5 protein-coding genes are annotated in these 6,485 nt (G+C 53.9%); 2 read left to right on the forward strand and 3 right to left on the reverse strand.

What is annotated here, in order from left to right; all coding sequences use genetic code 11:
* Positions 1-2 precede the first annotated feature (2 nt).
* Positions 3-1,142 carry a small ribosomal subunit biogenesis GTPase RsgA gene (gene rsgA / locus IGR76_18680; protein MBF2080484.1) on the forward strand — a complete coding sequence of 380 codons (1,140 nt, stop codon included), beginning with the start codon at positions 3-5 and terminating at the stop codon, positions 1,140-1,142.
* Positions 1,143-1,160: 18 nt separating this feature from the next.
* Here rsgA and IGR76_18685 read toward each other — a convergent pair whose 3' ends face one another.
* The 3 genes from IGR76_18685 to IGR76_18695 form a co-directional block, all read right to left on the reverse strand.
* Entirely contained in the window at positions 1,161-2,525 is a 1,365-nt protein-coding gene (locus IGR76_18685; protein MBF2080485.1) for a 4Fe-4S dicluster domain-containing protein, read from the reverse strand.
* Between the two features lie 19 nt (positions 2,526-2,544).
* Complete coding sequence (locus tag IGR76_18690; protein MBF2080486.1) at positions 2,545-3,858, reverse strand: FAD-binding oxidoreductase; 1,314 nt, start codon at positions 3,856-3,858, stop codon at positions 2,545-2,547.
* Between the two features lie 99 nt (positions 3,859-3,957).
* Positions 3,958-5,319: an LCP family protein gene (locus IGR76_18695; protein MBF2080487.1), complete on the reverse strand. Its 1,362-nt coding sequence runs from the start codon at positions 5,317-5,319 to the stop codon at positions 3,958-3,960.
* A gap of 458 nt (positions 5,320-5,777) precedes the next feature.
* Here IGR76_18695 and IGR76_18700 point away from each other — a divergent pair.
* Positions 5,778-6,485: mannose-1-phosphate guanylyltransferase (locus IGR76_18700; GenBank protein ID MBF2080488.1), on the forward strand; the 708-nt coding region annotated here is incomplete at its 3' end.

Raw genomic sequence — 6,485 nt, forward strand, 5'->3', positions numbered from 1 at the left:
CCATGCAAGACGGACGGCTCAGCACAGAATTCGCAAATTCCCTAGGCCAGATGGAGGGAATGGTACTGGGAACCGTTCTGTCCTTTCAGGCCAACTACTATACCGTTCAACTAGATACGCCCCATTGCCTAGATACGGAAGATGGCGCGGTAACCATTAGCACCCTACTGTGTACGCGGCGATCGCGCCTTAAGAAAGTAGGGCAGCGGGTGATGGTGGGCGATCGCGTTTGGATAGAAGAACCCGACTGGCAAGGGCAACGGGGGGCGATCGCCCAGGTGCTTCCTCGCAAGACCGAACTAGATCGGCCACCGATTGCCAATGCAACGCAGATCATTCTAGTGTTTGCCCTCGCAGAGCCGGACATTGAACCGTTACAGCTCAGTCGGTTTTTAACAAAGGCGGAGTCCACAGCCCTCACGGTTCTTCTGTGCCTGAGTAAAAGTGATCTGGTTCCCCAAGCTATACAGGAGAGCTGGTGCGATCGCCTGCAATCCTGGGGCTACACTCCGATTGTGTTCAGCACCTATGCCGATCACAATCTGGAGGCGATCGCCCACCACTGCCAGCATCAAGTATCCGTCATTTCCGGCCCTTCCGGTGTGGGTAAGTCCAGTTTGATTAACCATCTGATTCCCGACGCTCACCTGCGAGTCGGGGAAGTCTCCGGCAAACTAGGAAAGGGACGACACACCACCCGCCATGTGGAATTGTTTGAGTTACCGGGTACGGGGCTATTGGCCGATACGCCCGGATTTAATCAGCCGGATTTGACCTGTGCGCCATCGGAGGTTGTCCAACTCTTTCCAGAGGCGCGGCAACGGTTGGTAGCGGGCGAAACCTGCCAGTTTAGCGACTGCCTCCACCGCGATGAACCCAACTGCGTTGTGCGGGGGGACTGGGAACGCTACGAGCATTATCTGCTGTTTCTAGACGAGGCGATCGCCCACCAGGAAGCGACAGACAGGCTTCGCGAGACTGAATCCGGATTCAAGGCGAAAACCGGAGAAGCCGGACAAACCCAGTACGAGCCAAAGCTGGAAAGTAAGAAATATCGACGGCAATCGCGCAAAGCTCAACGGCAGGCGTTGCAAGATTTGGATATCGACCGTCTGATGCAGGATGCGGATTTAGACGAGTGAGTTTCTTACACCCCCATGCTACTCAGCAGGTAAGGAAACCCCTCGGATCGCGCAATCGAGCAATCGAATCGGATGAATTACAGGAACAGATTTTCCCTGCTCGGTGAGGTGCTTTTGGATTTGTAGTGAGCAGCCTGGATTGGATGAAGCAATCACCGTCGCTCCTGTATTTAACAAATTCTGGACTTTTTGCTGCCCTAATTCCTGAGCTACTTCCGGTTGCAGCATGTTGTACACGCCAGCGCTGCCACAACACAAGGCGGCATCTACGGGTTCCCGCAGTTGCACCCCCGGAATTTGCCGCAAAAGCTGACGGGGCTGAACGCTAATTTTCTGGCCATGCAGCAGGTGGCACGCGTCTTGATACACGACAGTCAACGGTTCCGCTTGTAAGGCAGACAAGGGAGCAGTTAATCCGATCTCCGCCAGAAACTCCTGAACGTCGCGCACTTTTTTGGAGAAATTCTCGCCTTTTTCGTGATATACCGGATCATCGCGCAGAATATGTCCGTATTCCTTCAACGTATGACCACAGCCTGCCGCGTTGATAATCACAAAATCCACATCGGTGCCATCAAAACTATCGATCATTTGCCGTGCGAGCGCCTGCGCCCGCTGCTCCTCGCCCTGGTGTTGAGGCAAGGCAGCACAACAACCTTGGGTTTTGGGCACCACCACCTCACAGCCATTGGCACTCAGCACCCGCACCGTTGCTTCGTTGACCTCTGCAAAAAAGAGACGCTGGACGCACCCCAGCACCATGCCCACCCGATAGCGCGTTTGCCCTTGGGCCGGCGTCACCTCTGGAATATTGTCCTGAAAACTTTTTGCGGTAATGGGGGGAAGCAGGGATTCCATGGCGGCCAGCCGGGGAGAGATGCGGTTTAGCAGTCCCGTCGCTTGAATGAGTTCCCCAATTCGACTCCACTGATAAAGTCCTAACGGAACTAGCAGCATCCGCAGTCGATCCGGGTGAGGAAAGAGGGCAAAAATCAAATTCCGAAAGAGGCGATCGCCCAACGTCCGGGGAACATTGCGCTCGACCTGGGGACGAGTCGCCGCGATCAGGGCATCGTACTGCACTCCTGAGGGACACGCCGTTGTACAGGCCAAACACCCCAAACAGCTATCAAAGTGCGGGGATACCGAGTCTAGAGTTGCCTCCCCCTGCTGAATTGCATTCATCAAGTAAATGCGTCCTCGCGGAGAATCCATCTCGGTTCCCAACACACGATAACTGGGGCAAGTCGTGAGGCAAAAGCCACAGTGGACGCAGGCGCTAATAAGGTCGGGGTTAGGCGCATCTTTGGCGTCAAAGCCGCTGAGATTAGGGTCAACCTGGGCAGAATTTAGCTTGGTGTCAGGCGTAGAGGGTACTGTCATGGAACACACAGAAGAGAACTTATAAACCAGCAATAAAACGATTAGGGCTTAAAAGAGAGTGCGGATCAAACCGCTGCTTAAGGCGACGCATGGCATCGAGGGCGTTGCCAGAATATCCCCAAACATCGATGGCTTGCTTCAGGGATTTTGGCGCATCCAGAACAGTTAGAAATCCCCCATGGGCTTCACAAATTTCACGAGCTGCCCGCAGCCTTTGTCCAGATTCACCGATTGCACCACAGCGCACCATCCCCAAACCGCTACCTGCATGGATGACTCCTGCATCCAGCGAACCAAGACAATGGCTGAGCTTATCTAGGGCGATCGCACTCACCGCAGGCAACACTCCTATTTTGCAGGCGATCGCGCTGAGGGAGGGGGTTCCGATCAGTTGTTCTTGTAATTGGTGCCATAGATGGGTCTCAGGCTCTCCGGACAGGCGATCGCCCGTTAAACCTGCTTGGGCGGCCCAATCGATCAGTTGGGTAGCCTGCTGCTGGATACTCACCGGGGTTGTCTGAAACCGCACCATTAAGCCCATCCCTTGTCCTAAATTCAAGGCTTGAACGGTTTCGGTGGCTAACAGGTCAATCGCAGTGGGCGTGAGGGCAGAGGCTCGGAGCGTTTGCAGGGTTTGGGCGATCGCCGCTACGGTTCCCGTTAGCACAACCGTTTCTGAGGATTCCGGAACCGGATATAGCCGAAACGTCACCTCGCTGATGATACCCAACGTTCCAAAGGAACCCGTCAACAGTTTCATCAAATCGTAACCCGCCACGTTTTTAACGACCCGTCCCCCCGCATGAGCCACCTGACCGTCATAGCGCACCATCGTAATCCCAATCAGCAAATCCCGAATGCCCCCATAGCGTTGGCGGAGTGCTCCAGCATCGGCAGTGGCGACCAATCCGCCTAGGGTGGACTGAGGATAGGTGGGGGAGATGGGCAACCATTGGCGGTGGGGAGTCAGGGTTTGGTGAAGGGTGGCGATCGCCAATCCGGCCTCGGCAGTCACCGTTAAATCTCCCACTGCATGGTCTACCACTCGCGTTAGGCCAGCGGTGCTGACGGCCAGATCCACCGAGGGTGCCAGTCCGCCCCATTGGAGTTTGCTGCCTGTGCCCAAGGGGAGAATTCGCCAGCGATTGGCATAGGCAACTTGCAAAATTGTTGCGAGTTCATCCTGGGTCTGCGGATAGGCAACGCATTCGACACCCTCATCAGAATCCGTTGCGGATCGGATCTGAGCCTGCAAAACTGGATTCAGTTCCTCCCAAGAAACTAGCGTCTGGGCGTTGAGATGAGTCGAAAGCAAAGGGGCGATCGCAGTCATTCAGGAATTCAAATGGCAACACCTTTGATCCTAAGGGGATGTGTCCCGGTTTAACCCACTAATTCTGTAATTCTTACGATTGAGACTCATGGAGACAACCTAACTGCCCATCGAGTCAAAGTTGGGATACTCCCAGTCCCCGCCAACTCGGATGGTGAGATCAGCCCCCAAATCCCCCGTAGACGCTGGAATCACCTGTCCGACTCCCAGAATATCTTCCAGGCGCGCCGCTCCTTGGAGGTCGCCCCATTGCACGATGATTTGCGTTTGAGATTGCAAACTCGGGGAATCCTGAACAACGTATACATTGCTGAATCCTTGTGCCAGCAAGTAATCGGCAACCTGTCCCGCCAATTGCGGCTCTCCTGATGCGTTCTGGACGGCGATCCGAAGACTGCGGAGCGATCGCTGCATTGCCGTATTGGTGGATGTCTCTTGATGGAAATAATCCTGCATCACCTGATCGCGCCCTTCTGGATCCAAAATCCAATAGCTGGCTAAGAATTCATCTGCACCGCTAAACCGTCCCGGCAGCATCACCATTCGGAAATCGTCCTGCTCCAGCTTGGTTGCGAAATCCGCCAATGCCAAAATTTCTTCAATCGATAAGTTCGTATCAATATGTTCTCGTATAAGCTGAATCGCCTGCGGAATTTTAGGAATCACCGTAGGGCTGGTGACGCGATCGCGCAAGGCTCGCAAAAGCTGCTGCTGCCGCTGTACCCGACCAATATCACCATAGCCATCACTGCGAAATCGGGCGAACTGCTCAGCCTGATTGCCGTTCAAAAGCTGCAATCCCGGTTGCAGGTTAATATCTAGCCCTTGAGTTTGGTCAACGTAGCGCATCTCGTAGGGAACGTTCACTTCTACGCCACCGAGGAGATCGACCAATTCACGGAAGGCTTCGGTATTGACCCGCACGTAGCGATCAATGGTGATGCCATTGAGGGTATCACTCACCACATCCGCTGCTAATGCAGGGCCACCCAGAGCATTCGCGTGGTTAATTTTGGTGAGCCCCATATTGGCAATGTCAACCTGGGTATCCCGTGGAATCGAGAGGACATTGACCGACTTCGCCTCTGGGTCTACCTGCACTAAAAGCATGGTGTCGCTGCGGCCAGAAAAAATGCCATCCTCTAACCGACCCGACTCCGTTTGGACACCAGTCGTCTGTGCCTGGGCCCGCTCACTCTCCAAGTCATGATCAATACCCATCACCAAAATATTGACGGGACGCGTAATGGGATAGCGCACCCCCTGACGCCACAAATCTACGATGGAAAAATCATCTTGCTGTTCTGGCGTGACCGCCGCTGATAAGGGCGCAAACATCATGATGCCAGCACCCACAATCGCAGAAATGCCTGCCGTTGCTAGGAGAGCCGTTGACCACAGAAATGCTTTGCCGAATCCTGCCGATGTCTCAGGCTTGGATATCGCTGCACGATTTGAGATTGAATCTGTACCAGTCCCGTTTAGGTTTGCTTCAGTAGGCTCTTCTGCTAGGGGCGTAGACGATTGATGGGATTCGGTCACCTTAACCTCACACCTTAGTTCAGTATGCGTAAAATGCGCTGATTGAATTGCGATCGCAAGACTGTGTAGTTTTGTATCTGCGGAGCTCAAAGAGATTATAGCTTGTGAAACAAAGATTAAAAGATGGCAATGGGCTTTGATATTAATCCAGCGAGGGATTTTAACGAAATTCGATCATTCCATGAGGGTGCGATCGCCCTTTTCCATCAAGCTGCGATGGTCAAAGCATAGTATGAATATTAAGAGTTAGTTTGGTATTCACCCCAGAACTTGACGCCTTCTGCCGCCATTCGGTTTACTTTTCCGTGGTTAGACTTTAAAGACAGCCCAGCGCTGCTCTCTGTTCCAGCTAGGACATCCCAAGCGAGGCAAGCATCATGATTCCCGTGATTTTGGCAGGTGGTAAAGGCGAACGCTTCTGGCCGCTCAGCCGCCGACAGCGCCCCAAACAGTTCCTCAGCCTGGATGGGAGCGGTAAAAGTCTCCTGCAAACGACTGCCGATCGCCTGCTGGAACTGGCTGGCGGATGGGAAAACCTCTGGGTGATTACAGCATCTCATTTGGAAGCGGGCGTGAAGGAACAACTGCCTCACCTGCCCACCTCCAATTTGTTAGTTGAAGCGGAAGGACGGGATACGGCTCCCGCTGTCACCTGGGCAACCCTCGAAATTGCCAAACGCTACGGCGAAGATGCCATTGTTGGTTTTTTTCCCGCCGATCACTGGATCGGGGATGAAGCCCTATTCCATGCCACCCTCAGAGCCGCATCGGAGTTAGCACGACAGCAAGGGGCGATCGCCACCCTCGGCATCAAACCCACCTATCCCTCGACCGGATATGGCTACATCAAACAAGGTGAATCCCTGGGCAGCATCGGTGGGTTCCCAGCGTATCGCGTAGAGCGATTTACCGAAAAGCCGGATCTAGCCACTGCTGAAGCGTTTGTGCAAAGCGGGCAATATAGCTGGAACGGGGGCATGTTTATTTTTGAAGCTGGAGCCACCTTATCCGAGCTACAAACCTACGTACCAGAGATTTTAGAACCGCTGCAAAAAGAAGGGCCATCCATCTATCCCAGCCTTCCC

Source organism: Synechococcales cyanobacterium T60_A2020_003 (assembly GCA_015272205.1).
GTDB lineage: Bacteria > Cyanobacteriota > Cyanobacteriia > RECH01 > RECH01 > JACYMB01.